Raw genomic sequence first — 22,692 nt, forward strand, 5'->3', positions numbered from 1 at the left:
GAGTATTTAGTGACTTAATTTAATGGCTTGAAGGTCGATTTTTCAGCTATTTTGAGATGTGTGTTAAGATAAGGGCCTTTAAACATCCTAATATAGCATTATAGGCGTTCATTCACTTGAGGAGCGGTAATCCATGACCAGTAACCAGCAACAATCTGAATCTATTGATGATAATCAAGCGCAGCTTAATACCGAGCAAAATAGCGCACAGAATAAAAAAACACCGCATGTCTTAATGATTTTGGACGGCTTTGGTCATCGTGAAGAAGACAAGGATAACGCCATTGCTGCGGCCAATATGCCGAATTTGGATAAGATTTATCAACAATATCCGCATGGATTGATCTCTGCTTCAGGAGAAGACGTTGGATTGCCAGATGGTCAATTTGGTAATTCCGAAGTTGGACACATGAACTTGGGTGCGGGTCGCGTCCTTTATCAAGATTCAACCCGTATATCTAGTGAATTGGCCAATCGTGATTTCTATAAAAACGACGCGTTGGTTAATGCGGTAAAAGCGGCTAACGAGCTTGGTGGCAACGTGCATATTATGGGCTTGCTATCGGATGGCGGCGTGCATTCGCATCAAGACCATATTGAAGCCATGTGTCATTCAGCATTGGTACACGGTGCCAAAAACGTCTTTGTCCATTGCTTTCTAGATGGACGAGACACACCGCCAAAGTCTGCTGATAAATATGTCAATCGTCTACGCACATATATTGGTAAGCTGAATGCACATTATGAAGGTGGCCGAGTACAGATTGCTAGCATTATCGGGCGCTATTATGCAATGGATCGTGACAATCGCTGGGATCGGGTACAAAAAGCATATGAGCTTCTCACTGAAGGCAAGGCTGATCGTTTATCAACCCGTGCTGATGGTGCGGTGCAGGCCGCTTACAAAGCACGCGAAACGGATGAATTTATTAATCCTACGACGGTCATTGGACGTGATGAGGTGCCCTATACGGTTGATGATAATGACGCGCTAATTTTTATGAACTTTCGTGCGGATCGTGCGCGTGAGCTTGCACAAGCCTTCGTGTTACCCGATCATGAATTTTCTGGCTTTGCCCGTCGTAAGCAGCCCAAACTTGCCGCTTTCGTTATGCTAACTAAATATTCTGATGTTTTGGCCAACAACCCCAAAACCAGTATTGCGTATTATCCCACTTCTTTGACCAATACACTTGGCGAATATTTGCAGGAGAAAGGAAAAACGCAACTGCGTATCGCTGAAACTGAGAAATATGCCCATGTGACATTTTTCTTTAGTGGAGGACGTGAAGAAGAGTATAAAGGTGAGACGCGCATTCTAGTGCCATCTCCAGATGTCGCTACTTATGATTTACAGCCTGAAATGAGTGCACCTGAAGTGACTGATAAATTGGTCGCTGCTATTGAATCCGGCAAATATGATGTACTGATCGTTAACTATGCCAATGGTGACATGGTCGGACATACAGGTATATTTGACGCTGCCGTACAAGCGGTAGAGGCGTTAGACGTTTGCGTTGGGCGCATAGAGGCAGCAGTACAAGCAGCCGGTGGTGATATGCTCATTACAGCCGATCATGGTAATTGTGAGCAGATGCAAGACTATGAAAGTGGGCAAGTACATACTCAGCATACCACTGAACACGTACCACTGATTTATGTTGGCGAAAAAAATCTACAAGTACGCAGTGGCGGTAGGCTTAGTGATGTCGCGCCGACTATTTTGTCATTGATGAACATTGAAGCACCAACTGAAATGACAGGTGAGAGTTTATTGGTTTCAGCCTCTTAAGTCAGTCAGGCCAATATTTTTTGCTATGACAATGTGTTAATGTAACTGAGCATGAACGTTGCTAGCAATGAACGTTGTAAAAAGCTTAAAAGGCACTTAGAAAAAGGGAGGGTATTTATTATCGCTCCCTTTTTTCGATACGTTTTGCTTGATTTATTGCTTAACTGATGAATTTTTAAAAAAGGTGAGCATCAAGATAAATGGGTTAACTCACTATGCACAGTCGATCCACTATAAAAAAACGCAGTGCTACTGGGATAAGTTTTGCGTCGCCTCTGTCTGCGCAGGCACAGCAAGCAAGTAAAATTTACCCCAGTAGTGCGTGATAATATTTGACCTTATTTTCTTTAGGGTTAACTATCTTATAACCTAAATAATTTTGACTCAGCGCATCAGCATTTTGGTAATTGATATTACTTGCAAGACTGTTCTAGTCTTAAATACACCTTTAATGCTACCTTATAAGTTAATATTGATAATTATATCTATAACAATAATTTTGCACATTCTACTATTTAAATGAGTCCTCTTATGCATCCTATCTATTTTATTCGCTCATCGGTGTCTAAGCGATTGGGTAAACAAGCTATGAGGGCATCTACAGGCCCTACTGTTTTTAAGCTTACATTCATTATTGGTTTATTTGGATTAAGTGCTGCCAGTATGTCCACGCAAGCTGCAACCATAGCTGCTTCTGGTGCCAACAATAGTCCCACTGCCAGCCTACAACTTATCAGCCTAAATGATGATGAAATAGCCGCTAAAAATAACGTGGATAATCTATCAGATATCGCTGACATGTTAGACGCTGCTGATGACTATGATGACTATGATGACTCGATAGATAATGTTGCAGATGAGACCGCCTTAACGGACGATGCCAACGATATCGATACCAGTATTCCGCCTGAGGTTGCTCAAGTATCCTTAAATGCCATTTCTCCAGAGACGCTCAAAACATTTGTCGCCGTAGTAGATTTGGTCCGCCGTGAATATGTGGATGCCGTTAATGATGAAGAGTTATTTAACAATGCGATGAGTGGGATGCTGACTAAACTCGATAGCCATGCTGAGTTTTTAGATGCTGAAGCTTACGAAAATCTACGTGCTTTTACGGAAGGCGATGTGGGCGATATTGGTATCAAGGTCGCTTATCAGCCAGAAGTCGGCTATTGGGTCATCACAGAGGTTATCAATGATTCGCCAGCTGATAAAAAGGGTATCGCGATTGGTGATTATCTCCATCAAGTTGGCGATTCCAAACTTGATGAAGATAAAGAAAATAACGATGTTGAGCAACTTTTGACTGGGATTGCTGGTACACAAATAGACATCGTCACCTCTAAAGCGGGTCGCCGCAAACACACCACTACTTTACAGCGTAATAATAGTCATCCTCAAATGATTGAGGCAAAGCTTGTGAATGGCATTGCCTTTGTGAAATTACCTGCATTTCAAAACAACAGCCGCGAGAAGTTGTTAGAAAGCTTAATTAATCTAGACGCACCCATTTCAGGCATTCTATTAGACATGCGTGACAATCCAGGCGGTGTATTAACCTCAGCGGTGAGCCTCGCCAGTTTGTTCATGAGCGACACCGATGTGGTACAAGTGCAAGCGCGTCAAAATGAATCGAGTGTATTAAAAACCCAAGGTGACGCGATACTCAAAGATTTACCGATGGTTGTGCTACAAAACCGCTATTCGGCATCCGCAGCAGAGGTATTGGCCAGCAGTTTACAAGCGCAAAAGCGCGCTATTATCGTTGGTGAAGTCAGCTATGGTAAAGGCTCAGTACAATCAGTCATCCCACTTAATGATGAGCAGGCAGTCAAGCTAACTGTCGCCAATTATGTGACGGCATCAGGCAAAAAAATTGATGGAATCGGTGTAAAGCCGGATGTGACATTATCAGGTAGTGAGAGTACATGGGATGAGCAGGCAATGGACTTACTCAAAAAGCGGGCGCTTGCTTCAGGCATTCGTTTTATCCGAAAGCCTGCCGAAGAAGACAATAAAATAAAAGCTAAGGCAGCAGTAGGAAACGTGATTAAGCAGTCGCCTCTTAACGATAAATCATAACGGCATCATGGTTTTTTAACGTTATTCTTCTGACTCATCTTCATCGATTTCTAGCTTTTTCATGCGATAGCGTAAAGAGCGAAAAGTCGTTCCTAGCAATTTGGCGGCTTGAGTTTTATTCCAACCAGCTTGTTTCAGTGCGGTAATAATGAGCTGTTTTTCTTGCTCTTGTAGGTAATGTTCTAACCCTTGCAGTGGCAATTCACCGTCGATTAACTTATTTAGGTTAACCTTTTCGCTTACTTCTTGAGTATTAAAGTCCGCTTTTGTATCGCTATGATGGGCTGCATGGTTCGACGCTTCTGCCTGATTATTTGCTGGGCGCTGTACCATCGAAGGATAATGCTGAGTATTCGTACGATATGGGTGCAAGTTTGTTGTCACTTGTTCAGACTTTGGCGCGGTAACTCTATCCGCAGATTGGGTAATAGTGTCTTGTTGATTTCCTATTGAGTGAGTTGCAATGTGATCTTCTGCGTTCGTTTTATCGTTAGATCGTTCGGTATTATTAACATCACTATCGTTGCTACGCGCTTGGGAAGTGGCAACTGTATTAGTAATATCATCTTCGATATCTGGCAAACCTAGGTGGCTGACATCAATCAGTGTTGTTTCAGATAGGGTTACTGCACGTTCCAGTACATTACGTAGTTCACGGACGTTCCCAGCAAAGTTATGATTTTGCAAACGCTCATAGGCCTCTATGGTTAATGAAGGCGGCGTCTCTAATTGCCATTCGTGAGCAATCATGGCCAAAAAATGCTCGGCTAAAACGGGTATATCATCACGGCGCTCATTGAGCGTCGGCAGCTTTAATTCAATCACATTGATACGATAATACAAATCTTGCCGAAACGCGCCATCTTGTACCAATTGACTCAAGTTCTTATGGGTGGCAGATAAGATACGAATATCGACTGGCATCTCTTTTGTATCACCAATGGCTCTCACGGTTTTTTCTTGAATAGCGCGCAATAATTTAACCTGCATTGCCAATGGCAAGTCTGCCACTTCATCTAAAAATAATGTCCCACCATTGGCCTGTTGGAACAGTCCTTGTTTGTCAGCGACAGCACCCGTAAAGCTGCCTTTTTTGTGACCAAAAAACTCTGACTCCATTAGCTCAGACGGTATTGCACCGCAGTTCACTGGCACAAAACTGCCATCTCTGCGTGGGCTTAAATCGTGGATCAATCTAGCAACCACCTCTTTACCAGTACCTGATGCACCAGACAAAAACACGGGCGCTTGAGAGCGTGCCAATTTTAAAATAGTATTTTTTAGAGGATGCATCACAGCAGAGTCACCGATCAGCCGACTGTCTAACATTTTTTGCTCAGGCGAGCACTCAGGTGTGGCTTTTGCCGCGTTATCTTGATGAATGACTTTTAGCGCACTTTCTACCAACTGACGTAGACGTGGCAGCTCAAGCGGTTTATTAACAAAGTCAAAAGCACCAAGTTTTAGCGCTTCAATGGCGAGATCCATACTCCCATAAGCCGTGATAACGGCTATTGGAGTGTTAGAGCTATTGCTAATTTCTTTCACCAACTCCAGTCCTGATCCATCAGGCAGCTTTAAATCCGTCAGGCAAAAGTCATAAGTATTCTCTTGCCAATACGATCTTGCTTGCGACAACGTATAAGCCACATCACTTTTGATGCCCATTTTAGTTAAAGTAATTTGCATTAATCGGCACAAATCCACTTCATCATCAACGACTAGCACGGTAGTTGTCATACATTATCTCATCGTATTCAATAGCTATAAAAGAGTAAAAAACCAACAGGCGTTGATGGCAATAGGTTCGATATAATTGGCATTTTTAGTTATACAACACTTCTGTCAATGTTACATACAATCATTGCGCGTTAGTACCAGCGTTTATAGCAGGTGCTATTAAGCGAAAGCAGGTTTTTTCGTGCTCAGGGACATAAAGCAGACGAGCTTGATTGGCTTCACAAAATGCTTGTGACAAATACAAACCCAAACCTGTTCCTGCTTGATCTGTGGTAAAAAATGGATTGAACAAATGGCTTAAATTCTCATCATTAATGCCAGTGCCACCATCTAAGATATCAATTATAACATCGTTATCTATACAATAAATCTCGACTTCTACATAAGCGTGCGGATGAGCATAGCTACTATAACGCAAGCCATTATTGATCAAGTTAATTAAAACTTGTTCTAATTGGTGAGTGTCAAATGAGATGGTATGCTGAGTTTTTACTCGTAGAAAAACATCATGTCCTTGAAAGTAATTTTCCAAAAATAAGGGCATCCATTTAGCTAGTATGATTGGTTGTTGATTTGCTGGCTGCTGGCGGGACAGTTTTAGCACGTCTTCAATAATACGATTCACACGTTTGGTTTGCGAAAATATCATTTTATAAAGCTCATGATTGCCAGCAATATCGCCATGAGATGCGCCAGTCACTATATTACCATCGGCATCGGCTGCGTTTTTTGCCTCAATTTCTATGGCATCTTCTATCAATAGCTGGCTGGCTTGTGATATTGCGGCCAAAGGATTTCTGATTTCATGGGCGATACTGGCAGTTAATTGTCCTAAAGAGGCCAGTTTTAATTGTTGAGCACTGGCTTGTTCACGGCGTAAATCTTCTAAAATGACTAACTTGCTGTCACCTTTTAACGGAATGATTTGTACGCGTAACTTTTCGAATACAGAAGCATTTGCTACGGCAGGCAGAGCATAAGTAAAGGTACGTGATTTGCCTTCCGCTATCGATAAACAGGCTTTAAATAACTGCGTATGCTGTGTGCTAATTTGTTGCTGAAAGTCAAATAAGAGCTCACTGCGCTTGAGATTCTGCGCCTCTTTTATATCAGTAGAGGTGTGTTGCAGCGATACTGCTGGGTTATAGGACACGCTAAGTAATTGATGAGCGGCTAGGTTCGCTAAGACAATGCGTTGTTTATCAATAACAATGACACCATTGACCATTTGCGTGATGACTTCTTGATTGATGACATTCAGTCGCTCTACTTCTTTGACATGACTCGCGGCAACTTTTTCAAGTTGCACTAAACGCTGTGAGATAGACCAGCTCAAACCACCTACGGCTAAAAAGCTGGCTGACATCAGTAAAGCATCGCCTAAATTGGACAAACTCATGCTATTGGCAATAGCATAAAAAAACTGCTGGTAAATAACAAAAATAATAGCCAATAAGGTAATGATTAATGCCTGTGAGCTCTGCAAAAGCATAAAGCTCGCTGCCACTACGACCATATACAGCATGGTCAACTGCAAATCAGGAGCGCCCGCGGTATACAAAAGCAAGCTTAAGATGATTACATCTAATGCTAAACCAAAAGCCAGCTGCCGTCGCATATTCTTGAGAACGACGTAAAACAATCCGAGTAAGATCAAGCTCAGCAATACATAAAAACTAAGGACGGTTTGCTGCAAAAAGCTTGGTAACAATGTACTGTTGGCAGAGTGGGCATTAACATACACCATCAGCATAAAAAACAAACTGACAATGAAGCGATAACTGCTATAGATAAGCCCCAATCTGCGCAACTGCGGTAAAGGTAACGTATCATCGCGATGCAGATAGTGCGTAAGAGTAGAAACGATGTTAGTAGCAAGCTTCATAAATTGACCGTAATATAGAGGTAATCGCTAAAAGATTTACGGTTGAATCAGACCATGGCGAATCGCTAGATGAGTCAATTTCACATCACTATCCACACCAACTTTTTCATAAATACGATAGCGATAAGTGTTGATGGTTTTGACACTGACAAATAATTGATCAGCGATTTGCTGCGGGCTTTGACAATTGACAACCATCATGGCTACTTGTTTTTCGCGATCACTTAATAAATCAAAAGGTGAATTTGCATTATCTGATAGTAGAACATCAGCCAACTGTTCAGCGACATCTTGACTAAAGTAACGCCCACCTTGATAGACCTTTTTAACGGCTCTTATCATCTCATCAAGTGGCGTGCCTTTCGTAATATAACCATTGACGCCAGCTTTGATAAGCATTGAAGGATAAGGCTGTGCCGATATACTGCTGACGGCTAATATCTTGCTGCCTATGTTGAGCTGGACTAAGCGTTTGGTTGCCTCAAGTCCACCAATATTAGGCATGTTGACATCCAGTAAAATCACATCAGGATGCAATTGCTTGGCAAGCTTAATGGCCATGTCGCCGCTGTCTGCTTCGCCCACCACTTCGATGTCGACACTATCTGACAACATGCGACTGATACCCATTCTTACTAAATCATGATCATCTACTACCAATACTTTAATCATAACTATACTCTTTGTTATTTGTCACAATGAAGGTTTTACTACAGCAAAATCCAAGTTGTTTGAGCCGTTTTTAATTTTTGAAAAAGTAAAATGAGGCAAGTATCTTATATAAATATTGCTGCCTAATATAGCAAAAGACGGATAATTAACACCGCAAAAGTTAATTTATATTGCTGAAATGTGAGTCAATGTTTCTGTAATATAAAGTGGTTGTAGCAAAATTTGAATAAGGTCAAAATAACCTATTAAATTGGCGGGATAAATTAGATTTGAATTCAAACCATGATACACTAAAAATACAAGAACTCTATACGAGTACTTACAAACACATCCATAAACGCTACGTACGTTCGTGCCGTCAGACATTTTGTAACTGACATGGTAACGGAAGCAGGAGACATAATGAAACGACTACCATTAACCAAACAGCAATTAATCGCTGCTATGATTTCATTGGGTTTGGGCAGTGTTGCACAAGCCGCACTTACGATTAATGGTAGCACTGACAATAGTTCTAGTGCTCGCATGAGTTGGGGCGGGGCGGATAGTTTGTCAGAAGCCCGCAACATTATGTACAAACCTAGCGGCGCTGCTATCAAGAAAGTCGACAGTGGTTTTGGTACAACCAATATCACGAATACTACGACCACCACTACCGCCAATAGCTTTGGTAGTAGCAACAATAGTTACAATAACAGCAACAATACTAGTAATCGCTACAATACAACTTACCGAGGTGCCTTCGGTAGTAGTAACATGATCCCGATCAGTACTGACTCCCGTAGCGTGGCGGTAATTGATGCGGAAACGGGCGAATCTATTTATGAAAAAGATGCTGATATTGCACGTCCTATAGCTAGTATTAGCAAATTAATGACTGCTATGGTGGTATTAGATGCGGGTCTCGATATGCGTGAAGAAATTACCTTTGAGCCTGAAGATTTCATCGGCCCTAAACGAGCAAGCACTAACCTCAAGTCGGGCGATCGTATGAATCGCGCTGAGATCTTGCTAATGGCACTAATGAAATCAGAAAATCCAGCAGCAAAAACCCTGTCACGTCACTATCCAGGGGGTGACACCGCATTTATACGTGCGATGAACCGCAAAGCTAAAGATTTAGGTATGACCACGGCTTTCTTTGGTGATCCAACGGGTCTGGATAAGCGTAATGTTGCCTCATCAAATGACCTTGTCAAAATGGTACGTGCTGCTGGTAATTACGATGTGATTCGTCGTTTCTCTACGACCAAAAGCTATGACTTTTTTGTGTCAAATTACTCAAGTGGTAACCGTACTTATAAGGCCAATAATACCAGCTCTTTAGTGCGTTCAGGCGACTATCCAATTGGTATTTCAAAAACAGGTTTTATTAATGAGGCTGGCCGTTGCGTTGTCATGGAAACTCGCGTGAATAATCGTCCAGCAATCATTGTTATTTTGGGCGCTAACAGCTCAGCCACGCGCTGGGGTGATGCCAAAAATATCTTAAACAGCCTAGCAACTCGCCGTACGGTGTAAGCTTACTGTCTAAGTATTTATAAAAAATGCATTGATAAAAAGGCTGTTATGCTAAATAACAGCCTTTTTATTGGGTTGAAATTAAGGATATATCATATGATTCAATCATCAATCTCTTCTATGCCGCAGCTGTACTTGCTCACCAATGATGATGAGTTTGCGCTTCTTTATCAAAAGCTAGAGGCCGCACTGGCAACAGGATTAATCGCGCTATTACAAATTCGGCGTAAACGAACATTGGCACTGCCGAATGGCAAATCAAAGCTCTATGAAGAAGCGTTAAAAATAGTGGATTTGGCCAAAAGTCACAACGTGGCAGTCGTCATCAATGATGATATCGATTTGGCAGCGCAGCTTGGCGTTGGTGTACATCTTGGTCAAGAAGATGGCAATATTAGTGATGCCAAACAGCAATTAGCGCCGAATCAGATTATTGGTCGCACCTGTCATGGAGATGTAAATTTGGTCAAAGAAGCGCAAGAAGATGGCGCAAATTACGCAGCAATGGGTGCTGTCTTTGCTTCTACGACCAAACCAAACGCGGATATTATTTCTCGCCAGCAGCTTATAGAAGGGTGTCAGCAAGACATCAAGATATGCGTGATAGGTGGTCTAACAGCAGAGAATGTCTCGGAGCTAACAAGTCTACCTATTGCTTATGTGGCGGTAGTAGGCGATATTATGGGTTTGCCAGTAGCACAAATTGCTCAGCGTTGTGAACAATGGCAACAGGCATTTGCTAACTGGAAAACATCCGCCTTATAACGGATGTTTTTAGAATATGAATAATTATACTGCATGATCCATACATAAAGTGGCGTAAGGTAACGCTTCTAATCGTTGCTCCTCAATTTTTTTGCCACATACTTCGCATTCACCATAAGTACCGTTTTCAATACGGCTTAAGGCATTTTCGACATAAATTAAGTTTTGACGTGCTTCACCCATCAGGTTTTTACGCATGTCATTTTGACGATAAGAAATCGCCTGGTCTTCCCAATGCTCATTGAGATCATCCTGTGGATTCTGAATATGATTTTCGATTTTATCAATGCGAGTTTCATATTCTTCTTTTAGATTTAATAAGTTCTGTTTTGCACTGTTTAAATCGATACTCATTGTATGCTCCTAATAAAGTTTTTTATTGTTTACTGACCTATCATAAAGAGGGTAACTGGTGAGTACCACCACAAAATGTTACTGACATCTAAAGCGCTTAAAAAACAACTAAACCATAAAGTAAGCGATATATTTGTCTCAGTATTCAGTCAAGATAGGCATCATATTAATTTTTATGTCGCTACAGTCGCCAAAATTTATCGCAGTTCTTTATGAGCTGTCGTTAGAAAACTGCTAGAATACATCGCCTTTGAGGGTTGGTAGACAAATGCTATCAATTGGCATGTACAAACCCAACTGATAGAAGAGAAACGATTATAAAAAATAGAGTTGATCCACTATAAAACAGAAACAATAACCTTTTTTCAAAAAATATTGTATAAACGCTAAGGCGTGTCTTCAATTCAAACGATACTATCTAAATGAATTGAACTAAATGAGTTGAACTAAATGAGCTAAAAATGGCTAAATTTTGCCAAACATCGTCAAATAGCTCATTAATATCCCGATATTGTTTGCGCTATTTCCCTTGTTTGACGGCAATTTATCTCATTTTTATGACCATTTTTGAAATGAAGACACGCCTTAGAAAACTATAGATTAATAGACAGACAGATGCATAGGAGCAGGTAATGAATTTTTTGCGTATGAGTGAGCTGGATTTACAAGATAAGATCGTATTGATTCGAGAAGATTTAAACGTACCTATCAAAAACGGTAAGGTCACGAGTGATGCCCGCCTGCAAGCAAGTCTGCCTACCATCAAACTGGCACTAGAAAAGGGCGCTGCTGTTATTGTTTGCTCACACTTAGGACGTCCAATTGAAGGTAATCCTGAGGCAATATACTCATTGGCACCTGTTGCAGATTATTTGACTGGTAAGCTCGGATCACAAATATCCACACCAGTCAGTCTCAATCGTGATTATTTGACGCAAGGTGTCGCTATCAAAGCCGGTGAAGTCGTACTGCTAGAAAACGTGCGCTTCAACGAAGGTGAAAAGAAGAACGATGCCACTTTAGCAAAAAAATATGCAGATTTGTGTGATGTGTTCGTCATGGATGCTTTTGGCACTGCACACCGTGCGCAAGCGTCAACTGAAGGCGTCACTCAAGCCATGCGTCGAGTAGATAAGACCGTGTGTGCAGGACCATTGTTAGCCGCTGAGCTTGATGCGCTTAGCCTAGCGCTTGAAACCCCCGCTCAGCCCATGTTAGCTATCGTAGGCGGATCGAAAGTATCGACGAAGCTAGAAGTGCTACACAGTTTGGCGGAAGTATGCAGCCAAATCATTGTTGGTGGCGGTATTGCCAATACTTTCTTGGCTGCCCAAGGTCATGGCATTGGTGCTTCGTTATATGAAGCAGATTTGGTTGATACCGCTCGTGAGATTATGAGCAAAACTGAGATTTTATTGCCTGAGTATGTCGTCGTAGCAGACAAAAACGAGGTCAATTTTGATGATTTCATTGGCTCATTACAACAAGCGACTGCCACTATCAAGTCGGTCGATGCCATTGGCGAAAATGACATGATCTTGGACATCGCGCCAGAAAGTGCAAAGCAGCTTGCTGATGCTATCACCAATTCGAAAACTATCTTATGGAATGGCCCAGTCGGTGTTTTCGAAGTAGATGCGTTTGGCAATGGCACACAAATATTGGCCTCTGCCGTAAAAGACAGCGCGGCTTTTTCAATCGCTGGTGGTGGTGACACGCTAGCGGCAATTGATAAATATCAAGTGGCTGATGGCGTTAGTTATATGTCAACAGGGGGTGGCGCATTCCTAGAGTTCGTAGAAGGCAAGGTACTTCCCGCTGTCGCGGCACTACAAATTGCTGGTTAATAATTTAACGATACTCAATAGTTTATTAACATTAGATGTACAATAAATAATAAGTATCTAAGTTAGGCTATAAAAATAATGTGGCGACTATTTATCCTTTTATTTCTATAACAGTACTTTATTAGAGCAATAAAGATGAATAGTCGTTAATTATCATTGAGTAGTAATTATTTGTTTCTATAATCAAAATTGTTATTGCATGTCCTATTTGCGCTCTATAAAATAGCGCCACCATGTATTTTGACATGTCTTATTTACGAGAGGTTTATTATGTTAAAACGTCATTTGTTACTTGCTAGCGTACTTGCTGGTACTTTTGCAGTTACTGCATGTAGCCAACAAACTGAAGATAATGCTGAAGCTGCTGTTGAGTCTGCAGGCGATGATGCTGCTGCCAATACTGACACTGCTGCTGCTGAAACACAAGCCACTGCTGCTGAAGCTGAAGTTGCTGCACAAAACGCTGGCACTGAAGTTGCTGAAGGCGCTGACACTGCTGGTGCTGCTGCAACAGATGCGTTAGAAAACACTGGTGAAGCAATCACTGAAGGTACTAATAAAGCCGTTGCAGGTACTGCTTCAGCCGTTGCTGACGGCGCTGCTGCTGTTGCTGATGGCGCAGACAATGTCGCTGTTGACGCAGAGCAACAGTACTAAGTGATTTAACTGAGCAATTTATTGATCGTTTGTCGATAGATAATTTATTAGACTGGTCGTCGAAAGTGCTCATTGCGTTATAAGCCCTCGAAATACTAGAAAAGCCTTGGTAATCGCCAAGGCTTTTTGCGTTTTCTACTATTTTTTTAGATGGTCTGAAAAGATTGATTTGTTAGATAGTCTGCAAAGATCAGATCAAGCGTTTTTCTAAAATGATAAACAGATATAGTCGGTGAAAATTTCAATCGATACATTAATAATCAGATACTACGGGTATAAATTTTCCTCGCTTACTGTGCCATTGCAGATAGCGGCTTCGAAAAATTCGTTCCAGCAGTACTATAGCGCTTTTACTGCTTTTGGATTATATATCACGGTAAACGGACAGATAAAAAGATAAATAAATAGTCAGGCAACGGCTACGAAGACAGAGCAATTTTTGCTATAATCATCGCCTATTGATAATCACCGCGTATTAATTATTTCAAAAATCTGAAGCAAGAGGCTGTCTTATAGTGTTTTAGCTATAATCCAGCAAATTTTTGGGATGATTATTCTAAAGTTTTACCTCAAAAGCGGTTGTTCCAAAAGTTATTTTTAAAATACTATTCAAAACCTAATCAGAGAGCGTCTTATGGCCTTAATATCCTTACGTCAACTTCTAGATCACGCCGCTGAACACAGCTACGGTGTTCCTGCCTTTAACGTCAATAACTTAGAGCAGATGCGTGCAATCATGATGGCGGCGGATGCCTGTGATTCACCTGTTATTGTTCAAGCCAGTGCTGGCGCGCGTAGTTATGCAGGATCGTCATTTTTACGTCATTTGATTATTGCGGCTATCGAAGAATGGCCACATATTCCAGTGGTCATGCATCAAGATCATGGTATGTCACCCGCTATTTGCCAGCGTTCAATCCAACTTGGTTTCTCATCAGTGATGATGGATGGCTCGCTTGGTGAAGACGGAAAAACGCCAATGGATTATGATTATAATGCCAGCGTCACGCGAGAAGTGGTTAAGATGGCGCACGCTTGCGGTGTTTCTGTCGAAGGTGAAATTGGTTGCTTGGGTAGCCTTGAGACTGGTATGGCAGGCGAAGAAGACGGCTCTGGTGCAGAAGGCGTACTAGATCATGAGCAGTTACTAACCAGTGCTGATGAAGCCGAGCAGTTCGTAAAAGACACTAATGTTGATGCGCTTGCCATCGCTATCGGCACCAGCCATGGCGCTTATAAGTTCACGCGTCCACCGACAGGCGATATCTTATCTATTGAGCGGGTAAAAGAGATTCATGCGCGTATTCCGAACACGCATCTGGTCATGCATGGTTCTTCATCAGTACCGCAAAAATGGCTAAAAGTCATCAATGAAAATGGCGGTAATATTGGTGAAACTTATGGTGTACCCGTTGAGCAAATCGTTGAAGCGATTAAGCATGGCGTCCGTAAAGTCAATATCGATACCGATTTGCGTCTAGCCTCAACAGGGGCTATCCGTGAGTTTTTGGTAAAAAATCCAAGTGAATTTGATCCACGTAAATACTTTAAAGCGTCTATGGTAGCGATGTCAGATATCTGTACCAATCGTTTTGAAGCGTTTGGTTCTGCTGGTCAGGCGCATAAGATTCGCCCACTTAGCCTTGAAGGTATGGTTGATTTTTATCAGTAAGACTGTGTTTATATAAGCAGTGCTGGTAAAAGTTGTTACTTAACGATCAGTAATCCTGCGATGACAGCTAATTGTATTTTCATAGTAACCCTTATAAGAGGTAGTAAGTGATGATTGGATTGATTACCGGACAGGTGCAATACTTAATGGCGCCAACGGCCTGCATCATGACAACCTCTGGTGTGGGTTATGATATTGAGCTACCGTTACCATCATTTTGCCAATTGCATCTCAATGAGCAAGCGAGCATTTGGACGCATTTTCATGTTCGTGAAGATGCGCAGCTGCTTTATGGCTTTATTGATCGTAAAGAGCGTGATGTCTTTCGCCAGCTCATTAAAATTAATGGCGTTGGCGCAAAAATGGCATTAGCAATGTTGTCTGCGATGTCAGCTGCTGAGCTGAAGATGCATGTTGAGCAAGAGTCAGAAACTGCATTGACTCGTATACCAGGCATTGGCAAAAAAACAGCACAACGTTTATTGATTGAGCTAAAAGATAAGCTCAAAAATATCGAAGTCGATAATAGTCATTTAGAATTTGCGCTTCAACCTGTGCCAGTATCACATGAGGGCAGTATCATTGCTGAGGTAGAAGGCGCGTTGATTAGCTTGGGTTATAAAGAAAGAGAAGCTCAGCAAGCGATTAAAGCGGCGAAAAGTGATGGCGAGATATTTACAGATACACAAAGCTTATTAAAGGCCACGCTGCAACAGTTTCAAAGTTTTAAATAATACTATTTTTTATGTACAAACTAAGGCGTGTCCTGAGTTTGAAAAATAAGCGACATTAGATGTCGCTTATTTTCGTTTTAGCTTGTGCTTAATGATGTTTTGCATGACTTATGCGTAATGTTTGGTTATGCTATTTATACCAATCCCAAGAAATATGATTCGCTGTGTCAAACTGGCTTAGTCTACTAAATGTAGTACTTGCACTGATTACCCTTGCTACTCAAATTTTTGGAAATGGTATGATTACCTAATTTTTTAATATAATGATAAAACCTATGATGCAAGATCGTTTGATTAATCCACTCGAAGGGGCAAGCGATGCTCCCGATGCCAATATTCGACCAGCATTACTGGCAGAATATATCGGTCAGCCAGTGGTGCGTGAGCAGATGGAAGTATTTATTGGCGCTGCACGAGGTCGTAATGAGCCGTTGGATCATACGCTTATTTTTGGTCCGCCAGGCTTAGGTAAAACAACACTTGCCAATATTATTGCGCGTGAAATGGGCGGCAATCTGCGTTCAACCTCAGGGCCTGTGCTTGAGCGTCCAGGCGATTTGGCCGCCATGTTGACCAACTTAGAAGAGGGCGATGTACTCTTTATCGATGAAATCCACCGCTTGAGTTCTGTCATTGAAGAAATTCTTTATCCAGCCATGGAAGATTTTCAGCTCGATATTATGATTGGGGAAGGGCCTGCTGCAAGGTCAATTAAGCTTGATTTGCCGCCATTTACTTTGGTCGCGGCAACCACTAGAGCAGGGTTATTAACGTCGCCACTGCGTGATCGTTTTGGTATCGTTCAGCGGCTAGAGTTTTATAATATTGCTGATCTGACCACGATTGTTAGCCGTGCCGCACGTTTGATGCGCGTACCGATGAGCGAAGACGGCGCGGTTGAGATTGCCCGCCGTGCCCGTGGTACGCCAAGGATTGCCAATCGACTATTACGCCGTGTGCGCGATTATGCTGAAGTGAGAGGCGACGGTAGTATCAATGGCGCGATTGCTGGTAGTGCGCTTGATATGCTGGCCGTTGATAGACGTGGTCTTGATCATTTGGACAGACGCTATATTGAGATTTTGCAAGAGCGTTTTGATGGTGGTCCTGCTGGAGTTGAAGCGGTCGCCGCAGCAATGGCTGAGGATCGCGGTACGCTTGAGGATGTGATTGAGCCTTATCTTATTCAACAAGGTTATGTTCTGCGTACGGCACGAGGACGCGTATTGACCCAAATGGCCATTGATCAAATGTTATAGTTAATCCACTATAAAAGAGTGACAGCGTTAACCTCGCTTGAAGTATGATATATACATCTACGCTCGGTTGCCTTGTACCGCTTTCACATTCAATCAACTATATAATATTAAACTTAAACTATTAAACAAAAAAATGCGCCTACTTTTAATCTTTCAATTAAAGGCAGGTGCATTTTTTACTTCAATTTTAATTATATTATTCAATTGCTGTATAACTTTCAAGCAGTGGGTAAAGCCTCAGGCCATATTTTACCGGGATTTAAGATATTGTTGGGGTCAAGTGCTGATTTGATCGCTTGCATAAGTACTAAGGCATTGCCATGCTCTTGCTGCATATATTTTTGCTTACCTTGTCCGATACCGTGCTCGCCTGTACAAGTACCATCCATCTCGATAGCACGGGTGGCTAGGCGGCTGATAATGCCGTCAGCGTTAGCGACTTCTTCAGGATTATCGGTATCGACTAGTAATAGCACATGAAAGTTGCCATCACCTACGTGACCGACGATAGGCCCAATCATGCCAGACGCTTCAATGTCTTTTGCCGTTTCACTGACGCACTCTGCCAAGCGTGAAATGGGCACGCAGGCATCGGTCGATAATGCACTGGCTTCAGGTCGCAGCGCAGAGCTGGCATGATAAGCGTTATGCCTCGCTTTCCACAGACGTTTACGCTCCGCTTCGTTGGTATCCCAAGCAAAATCTGTACCGCCAAATTCTTCGATGATATCAGTAAATATTTGCGCTTGTTCAGCGACGCTGGCTTCTGTGCCATGGAACTCTACAAATAACGTTGGCGTCTCGGTCAAGTCAAGATTGTCATATAGATTACAAGCTTTGATTTGCATTGCATCGAGTAACTCGATCCGAGCAATCGGCAAGCACATTTGAATAGTCAGCATCACTGCCTGACAAGCATCTTCGATCGTTGGGAAATGGCAAATGCCACTCCCAATACACTCGCTGATACCAAATAGTTTAAGCGTGACTTCAGTGACGATACCAAGTGTGCCCTCTGAGCCGATCATTAATCTTGTTAAGTCATAACCCGCCGCAGATTTTTTGGCGCGTGTTCCCGTTCGAACAATCTCTCCACTTGCAGTGACTACTTCAAGCGCGAGTACCACATCTTTCATCGTGCCATAACGTACCGCATTGGTACCTGAGGCGCGTGTTGCCACCATCCCTCCGATACTGGCATTGGCCCCCGGATCTATCGGAAAAAACAACCCTGTGTCGCGCAAATAATGATTCAGCTGCTCACGTGTTACCCCAGGTTGTACGGTCACCGTCAGATCTTCATTATGAACCTGCAAAATCGCATCCATGGCATGCATATCAATACACAATCCGCCATAGGGAGCGTTTAATTGACCTTCCAAAGAAGAGCCAATACCGAAAGCAATCACTGGCATTTGATACTGATTGCAAATCTCAACCGCGGCAGCAACCTCGTGCTTATCGTGTACGGATAGTACGGCATCAGGTGGCTGGTTAGTAAGCCAAGTCATGGTATGCCCATGCTGCTCGCGCACCGTTATATTGGTACTTAGCTGTTTACCAAAATGGGTTTTGAGGGCGGCAATAGCGACACTATGATCTGGTATCAAATTGCTATTAAAGGAAGAGGCGGGTAGAGATGACATGAGTAACTCCTACTTAAAAATTAAATTTCTAACGGTAAGAAAATGGTATATGTAACCAAGCTAAGCACTGACTTACTGTAGAGGATATTCAAAAGATAATCAAAGTTAGTGAGCGCTCATTAGGGCGCATTGAATACGCCCGCCCCAAAGGATTAAGCCAAAATACGCCAAATGACCACCAAAATTGCTAACAAATAAAAGATAGGAGCAAACCATCCGATCTGCATTGCAATTGCGATACTGATGACAAATCCGGCAAGTGCTAGCCAATCACGGCGACGGTCATTGAGCATATCTGCTCGAATCTGCTGTATCTCGCGCAGTTGACTGTCTTGACGAGAGCCTTGTGAGGCAAGGCTTTGTAACCCTTGATCTAAAAGTTTGGGAATGTCAGTGGTTGATAGTAAAATCTCTGGTAGCTGCTGGCGTAATTGTTGTAAGTTACGCATTGGGTCTAGCTGCTCTTTGATCCAACTGCTTAAGATGGGCTTGGCAAGTGACCAAATATCAAGGTCAGGATACAAATCGCGACCGAGCCCTTCGACGTGTACCAAGGTTTTTAGCAGTAGCATGAGTTGCGGCGGAATACTCATATGATGGCGGCGAGCAATGTCTAAAATCTGCATTAATACACCAGCAAAATCGATATCGTTAATGGATTTATTCAGCATCGGACCGACCGTGCGTTTCATATCACGCATCAATGCATGTTTGTCGGTATTGGGTGGTATCCAGCCAGCACGGCTGACAATATCTACCATCGCGGTGAAGTTATTATTCATCACTGCCAATAGCATACGTGCGACGATAAGCTGATCATCTTTCGATAAAGTACCCATAATGGCACAATCAAGGCCGATGTAGCGTGGCTCATGACCCAATTCAGCAGTTGTTACACCAGCGTTTAGTGCTTTAACAGGCGGTGTTTCTACGAATACATTGCCCGGATGCATATCGGCATGAAAGAAGTTATCGCGAAAGACTTGAGTAAAAAATATCGTTAAGCCTTTTTTTGCTAGTGCTGCTCGGTCATAACCAAGCTGATCAAATACCTCTACTTGTGAGATGGGAACGCCTTGAATGCGCTCCATCACCATCACGTTTTTGGACGCGTCATAGACCTCAGGCACATACATTAAAGCTGAACCCAAAAAATTATTGCGCATTTGCGTAGTATTGTCTGCCTCTAACGTTAAATCCAGCTCATTTAACATCACTTGGCGATAATCTTCGACAATATCGATAATATGTATCGCACGCGCGGCCTCAATACGAGCGGATGCCCAATTGGATAGCTCGCGTAGTAGCTCAAAGTCAGCGATGATAGTCGTACGAATATCGGGACGCACTACCTTTATTACCACTTCACGCCCATCATGCAGCGCAGCAGTATGCACTTGGGCAATAGAAGCCGCCGCTAGCGGTTTGACATCAAACCGGGCAAATAAAGTACCAATCGACTGACCAAGACCGTGTTTGGGGTCTTGAATTTGGTCAATGGCGATCTCAGAAGCAAAAGGTTTGACTTTGTCTTGTAGCTGAACCAATTGCTCAATAATCTCAGGTGGCACTAAATCACGGCGCGTTGACAGCAGTTGGCCGAGTTTCAAAAACAGCGTGCCCATGTCCTCAAGTGCATACTTAATCGCGTTTGGTTGGTGTTTTTTACCCCAAGCAGCTGGATGCAGCCGAATTAAGCGCGCTAAAGGTTGCAGCTGTGGCGCGTCCTCGATAGAAAAATGAGTATCAATGCGATAAGTTGCGGCGATACGCCAAAGCTCAAGTAAACGGGCGCGATGAGATAATAGCATGGGCAAAATTACTCTAAAAAAAGTCAAAAATAGGGTGGACGCTGTACTTATCTACAGATAATACTGTCAATAATAAGATTTAGCTATCATCGACGGCATAAGCTATTGATGAAACGAGTTATTAAGAAAACGTGCCTGCTCATCTTTGAGGGCGGCAAGTTTGGCTTCTTCACGCTCGACATCAGAACGCAGCTTTAATAGTTGTTGCTTAAGGTTATTTACTTCTGCCAGCTCTACTGGATCCGCGGGACTATTGCCTGCCACATCATTGGCCCAGTCACTCACATCATCAAAAGCACGTTTGGCATTATGACGCCAGCCGCCTTTGAGCTGTGATATGAGCAGATGTAACTGGCTGGCCATCGCTCTACCAATAAATGGTTCAAGCTGACCTGCGACATCGGGATCAAAACCTGCTACCAGCTGTTTAAGCTGGATCAGCACTTTGTAATCACCAGCGATAGGCAAGTTGCCCTCGGTACCGCGCATCAGATTCAGCAGCTGGGCTGGATTGTCGACGGTAATGGTACAGTCTGGACGACTATGCCCGATACGTGCGCGTTCCATATTAGCTTTTTGCCGCTCATCCATGTGGCCACTTGGTTCAAACACGCTATCCATCGTTACTGGCTCAAAACGCAAACGCTCATGGGTGAATAAAATATCCAAACTAATTTCAGGCATAGCCATATTCAGTCGCAATACTTTGCCTGCAAGTGGTGCAAGCCCAGCTTTGGTAATTTCATCACTAGCAATAGCAAAATTAATCAGCTTTTCGGCACCAGCCAAAAGTAAGACAGTCAGCATAAGGCTCTCGCATATTCAATTAAGCGCCTTTGAGGCAGGCGCAGGGTTTATCAGTGTCCATTATTACTAAGATATATTATCGCTACGATATATTGATAGAGAAGCAGAATTGATAAACGAATAGTCATGCACTACTGGTATAAATTTTCCTCGCTTGCTGTGCGCTTCGCACGCCAGAGGCTTCGAAAATTCATCCCAGTAGCGCTGTGACAGTTTTTAAACTATAAACGATTACTCTTACGCTTTAAAACCACGATGCACGGCGACGATACCAGCCGTTAGGTTGTGATAATCACAATTTTCAAAACCAGCTTGTTGCATCATTTGTTTTAGCGTTTGTTGGTCAGGATGCATACGAATCGATTCAGCCAAGTATTGATAACTTTCAGAATCATTGGCAATCAACTTACCCATAATTGGCAAAGCAGTAAATGAGTATAAATCATACGCTTTAGACAATGGCTCAAATACAGGTTTTGAGAATTCCAAAATCAATAAACGACCGCCCGGCTTTAACACACGATACATGGATTTTAAAGCCGCATCTTTGTCTGTGACATTACGTAAGCCAAAACTAATGGTTAACAAATCAAAGCTATTGTCATCGAATGGTGCGAGTGTTTCAGCATTAGCCAAGACGAAATCAACGTTATTGCAGCCAGCGTTAATCAAGCGCTCACGGCCCACCTCTAGCATCGCAGCGTTGATATCCGAGAGTACTACTTTACCGTTGCGACCGACTTCACGACTAAATACTTTGGCCAAATCACCCGTACCGCCAGCGATATCAAGCACATGCTGACCTGCACGAACGCCCGATAAGCTAATCGCATAACGCTTCCATAGACGATGAATACCAAATGACATCAAGTCATTCATGATGTCGTATTTTTTGGCAACTGAGGTGAAAACATCGGCCACGCGCGCCTGTTTTTCAGCTTTATTGACAGTTTTATAGCCAAAATGCGTTTCTTCATTACCATCAGTATCAGAAGTATGTGGGTTATTGATGTCATCACGTTGGTTAAAAAGGGTTTGTTTGGCTGTCTGTGCTTGGGCAGATGAATGGTCCGTATTGTTATTGACGTTGTTGCTGCTATTATTATTTGGCATAGTGGTTTGTTGGCCTTGTGGCGTTCCCATTGGTAGGTCTTGGACTTGCGTAAAACTATTATTTTTACTGCTGTCTACACTAGTATTAAGCGTCGCATTAGGGACAGGGCTTTGACGCGCTTGTACTTGGGCAGTAATACTTTGATTGTGGGTGATACTGTCTCTGACCAATTTATCTTGTAAGTGGCCGTTGCTTGTAGCGTTTTGGTCGAGGTCAGCGTTGTTATTATTTGCATTATCGGTCATAACATTATCCTATTGTTCATTTCTGTGACTGTTTTTTTGGCTATCTTTTCGTCATTATTTTTTGAAGAGATGTAAAGTAGCTATTGGCT

At 42.6% G+C, this 22,692-nt stretch carries 17 protein-coding genes; 9 read left to right on the forward strand and 8 right to left on the reverse strand.

Annotated features, from left to right (window positions below; all coding sequences use genetic code 11):
* The first annotated feature begins 133 nt into the window (after positions 1-133).
* Both gpmI and JMX48_RS08090 read left to right on the forward strand, forming a co-directional pair.
* Positions 134-1,792, forward strand: a complete 1,659-nt coding sequence (gene gpmI, locus JMX48_RS08085) for a 2,3-bisphosphoglycerate-independent phosphoglycerate mutase (RefSeq protein ID WP_201536446.1) — start codon at positions 134-136, stop codon at positions 1,790-1,792.
* Between the two features lie 531 nt (positions 1,793-2,323).
* Entirely contained in the window at positions 2,324-3,874 is a 1,551-nt protein-coding gene (locus JMX48_RS08090) for a S41 family peptidase (RefSeq protein ID WP_201536449.1), read from the forward strand.
* Positions 3,875-3,895: 21 nt separating this feature from the next.
* Here the strand turns inward: JMX48_RS08090 and JMX48_RS08095 are convergent, their stop codons facing one another.
* From JMX48_RS08095 to JMX48_RS08105, 3 genes are all read right to left on the reverse strand, one after another.
* Positions 3,896-5,614: a sigma 54-interacting transcriptional regulator gene (locus JMX48_RS08095; RefSeq protein ID WP_201536452.1), complete on the reverse strand. Its 1,719-nt coding sequence runs from the start codon at positions 5,612-5,614 to the stop codon at positions 3,896-3,898.
* A 121-nt stretch (positions 5,615-5,735) separates the two neighbouring features.
* On the reverse strand, positions 5,736-7,499 hold the full coding sequence (locus tag JMX48_RS08100) for a sensor histidine kinase (protein ID WP_201536455.1): 1,764 nt from the start codon (positions 7,497-7,499) through the stop codon (positions 5,736-5,738).
* A 36-nt stretch (positions 7,500-7,535) separates the two neighbouring features.
* Entirely contained in the window at positions 7,536-8,171 is a 636-nt protein-coding gene (locus JMX48_RS08105) for a response regulator (protein ID WP_201536458.1), read from the reverse strand.
* Between the two features lie 402 nt (positions 8,172-8,573).
* Between JMX48_RS08105 and JMX48_RS08110 the strand changes: the two genes are divergently transcribed.
* Positions 8,574-9,692 carry a serine hydrolase gene (locus JMX48_RS08110; RefSeq protein WP_201536462.1) on the forward strand — a complete coding sequence of 373 codons (1,119 nt, stop codon included), beginning with the start codon at positions 8,574-8,576 and terminating at the stop codon, positions 9,690-9,692.
* A 96-nt stretch (positions 9,693-9,788) separates the two neighbouring features.
* A complete protein-coding gene (locus JMX48_RS08115; protein WP_201536465.1) occupies positions 9,789-10,457 on the forward strand; it encodes a thiamine phosphate synthase in 669 nt (222 codons plus the stop codon).
* Positions 10,458-10,481: 24 nt separating this feature from the next.
* On the opposite strand, the gene JMX48_RS08120 is transcribed toward JMX48_RS08115, so the two are convergent.
* Positions 10,482-10,811, reverse strand: coding sequence for a TraR/DksA family transcriptional regulator (locus tag JMX48_RS08120; protein WP_201536468.1), 330 nt, complete (start codon positions 10,809-10,811; stop codon positions 10,482-10,484).
* Positions 10,812-11,443: 632 nt separating this feature from the next.
* Between JMX48_RS08120 and JMX48_RS08125 the strand changes: the two genes are divergently transcribed.
* The 5 genes from JMX48_RS08125 to ruvB all read left to right on the forward strand — a co-directional run bounded on the left by JMX48_RS08125 (position 11,444) and on the right by ruvB (position 16,980).
* Complete coding sequence (locus tag JMX48_RS08125) at positions 11,444-12,658, forward strand: phosphoglycerate kinase (protein ID WP_201536471.1); 1,215 nt, start codon at positions 11,444-11,446, stop codon at positions 12,656-12,658.
* Between the two features lie 270 nt (positions 12,659-12,928).
* The gene (locus JMX48_RS08130; RefSeq protein ID WP_201536474.1) at positions 12,929-13,315 is read left to right on the forward strand and encodes a hypothetical protein; all 387 of its coding nucleotides are present in this window, start codon (positions 12,929-12,931) and stop codon (positions 13,313-13,315) included.
* Positions 13,316-13,949: 634 nt separating this feature from the next.
* On the forward strand, positions 13,950-14,987 hold the full coding sequence (gene fba, locus JMX48_RS08135) for a class II fructose-bisphosphate aldolase (protein WP_201536477.1): 1,038 nt from the start codon (positions 13,950-13,952) through the stop codon (positions 14,985-14,987).
* 110 nt (positions 14,988-15,097) lie between these two features.
* The gene (gene ruvA, locus JMX48_RS08140; protein WP_201536479.1) at positions 15,098-15,721 is read left to right on the forward strand and encodes a Holliday junction branch migration protein RuvA; all 624 of its coding nucleotides are present in this window, start codon (positions 15,098-15,100) and stop codon (positions 15,719-15,721) included.
* 278 nt (positions 15,722-15,999) lie between these two features.
* Entirely contained in the window at positions 16,000-16,980 is a 981-nt protein-coding gene (gene ruvB / locus JMX48_RS08145; RefSeq protein ID WP_201536510.1) for a Holliday junction branch migration DNA helicase RuvB, read from the forward strand.
* A gap of 218 nt (positions 16,981-17,198) precedes the next feature.
* Here the strand turns inward: ruvB and JMX48_RS08150 are convergent, their stop codons facing one another.
* The 4 genes from JMX48_RS08150 to ubiE form a co-directional block, all read right to left on the reverse strand.
* Entirely contained in the window at positions 17,199-18,626 is a 1,428-nt protein-coding gene (locus tag JMX48_RS08150) for an FAD-binding oxidoreductase (RefSeq protein WP_201536482.1), read from the reverse strand.
* A 152-nt stretch (positions 18,627-18,778) separates the two neighbouring features.
* The gene (locus JMX48_RS08155; protein WP_201536484.1) at positions 18,779-20,437 is read right to left on the reverse strand and encodes an ABC1 kinase family protein; all 1,659 of its coding nucleotides are present in this window, start codon (positions 20,435-20,437) and stop codon (positions 18,779-18,781) included.
* Between the two features lie 102 nt (positions 20,438-20,539).
* Positions 20,540-21,244: an SCP2 domain-containing protein gene (locus tag JMX48_RS08160; RefSeq protein WP_201536487.1), complete on the reverse strand. Its 705-nt coding sequence runs from the start codon at positions 21,242-21,244 to the stop codon at positions 20,540-20,542.
* Positions 21,245-21,481: 237 nt separating this feature from the next.
* Positions 21,482-22,603: a bifunctional demethylmenaquinone methyltransferase/2-methoxy-6-polyprenyl-1,4-benzoquinol methylase UbiE gene (gene ubiE / locus JMX48_RS08165; protein WP_201536490.1), complete on the reverse strand. Its 1,122-nt coding sequence runs from the start codon at positions 22,601-22,603 to the stop codon at positions 21,482-21,484.
* Between the last annotated feature and the right edge of the window lie 89 nt (positions 22,604-22,692).

The organism is Psychrobacter immobilis, assembly GCF_904846225.1.
Classification (GTDB): domain Bacteria; phylum Pseudomonadota; class Gammaproteobacteria; order Pseudomonadales; family Moraxellaceae; genus Psychrobacter; species Psychrobacter immobilis_F.

Excerpts from the sequence above, each read along its gene's own strand:
- fba (WP_201536477.1), top strand. The coding sequence starts at position 13,950 with ATGGCCTTAATATCCTTACGTCAACTTCTAGATCACGCCGCTGAACAC.
- ruvB (WP_201536510.1), top strand. The coding sequence starts at position 16,000 with ATGCAAGATCGTTTGATTAATCCACTCGAAGGGGCAAGCGATGCTCCC.
- JMX48_RS08115 (WP_201536465.1), top strand. The coding sequence starts at position 9,789 with ATGATTCAATCATCAATCTCTTCTATGCCGCAGCTGTACTTGCTCACC.
- JMX48_RS08125 (WP_201536471.1), top strand. The coding sequence starts at position 11,444 with ATGAATTTTTTGCGTATGAGTGAGCTGGATTTACAAGATAAGATCGTA.
- JMX48_RS08155 (WP_201536484.1), bottom strand. The coding sequence starts at position 20,437 with ATGCTATTATCTCATCGCGCCCGTTTACTTGAGCTTTGGCGTATCGCC.
- JMX48_RS08100 (WP_201536455.1), bottom strand. The coding sequence starts at position 7,499 with ATGAAGCTTGCTACTAACATCGTTTCTACTCTTACGCACTATCTGCAT.
- JMX48_RS08110 (WP_201536462.1), top strand. The coding sequence starts at position 8,574 with ATGAAACGACTACCATTAACCAAACAGCAATTAATCGCTGCTATGATT.
- JMX48_RS08160 (WP_201536487.1), bottom strand. The coding sequence starts at position 21,244 with ATGCTGACTGTCTTACTTTTGGCTGGTGCCGAAAAGCTGATTAATTTT.
- JMX48_RS08150 (WP_201536482.1), bottom strand. The coding sequence starts at position 18,626 with ATGTCATCTCTACCCGCCTCTTCCTTTAATAGCAATTTGATACCAGAT.
- JMX48_RS08130 (WP_201536474.1), top strand. The coding sequence starts at position 12,929 with ATGTTAAAACGTCATTTGTTACTTGCTAGCGTACTTGCTGGTACTTTT.
- JMX48_RS08095 (WP_201536452.1), bottom strand. The coding sequence starts at position 5,614 with ATGACAACTACCGTGCTAGTCGTTGATGATGAAGTGGATTTGTGCCGA.
- ruvA (WP_201536479.1), top strand. The coding sequence starts at position 15,098 with ATGATTGGATTGATTACCGGACAGGTGCAATACTTAATGGCGCCAACG.
- ubiE (WP_201536490.1), bottom strand. The coding sequence starts at position 22,603 with ATGACCGATAATGCAAATAATAACAACGCTGACCTCGACCAAAACGCT.
- gpmI (WP_201536446.1), top strand. The coding sequence starts at position 134 with ATGACCAGTAACCAGCAACAATCTGAATCTATTGATGATAATCAAGCG.
- JMX48_RS08120 (WP_201536468.1), bottom strand. The coding sequence starts at position 10,811 with ATGAGTATCGATTTAAACAGTGCAAAACAGAACTTATTAAATCTAAAA.
- JMX48_RS08105 (WP_201536458.1), bottom strand. The coding sequence starts at position 8,171 with ATGATTAAAGTATTGGTAGTAGATGATCATGATTTAGTAAGAATGGGT.
- JMX48_RS08090 (WP_201536449.1), top strand. The coding sequence starts at position 2,324 with ATGCATCCTATCTATTTTATTCGCTCATCGGTGTCTAAGCGATTGGGT.